General features: G+C 61.1%; 1 protein-coding gene. It reads left to right on the top strand.

All coding sequences use genetic code 11. From position 1 onward, the window contains the following. Positions 1-229, top strand: a 229-nt coding sequence (locus SB756_RS36305; RefSeq protein ID WP_410914096.1) for a sulfatase-like hydrolase/transferase, incomplete at both ends; no start/stop codon positions are given.

Raw genomic sequence — 229 nt, 5'->3', positions numbered from 1 at the left:
CTTCGAGAAAGCGCGCAAGGAGCCTTACTTCAAGGAAACCCTGTTCGTGGTGGTGGGCGACCATGGCTTCGGCAACGAGCAGCAGATCACCGAAATGGACCTGGGGCGCTTCAACGTGCCCATGCTGATGATCGCTCCGGGCATCCAGGAAAAGTTCGGCCAGCGTGACCACACCGTGGGCACCCAGATCGACATCGTGCCCACCATCATGGGTCGCCTGGGTGGCGAC

The organism is Pseudomonas sp. SIMBA_068 (assembly GCF_046534705.1).
GTDB lineage: Bacteria > Pseudomonadota > Gammaproteobacteria > Pseudomonadales > Pseudomonadaceae > Aquipseudomonas > Aquipseudomonas putida.
The sequence above is the reverse complement of the archived record's forward strand: the minus strand, read 5'-3'. Positions and strand labels throughout refer to the sequence as shown.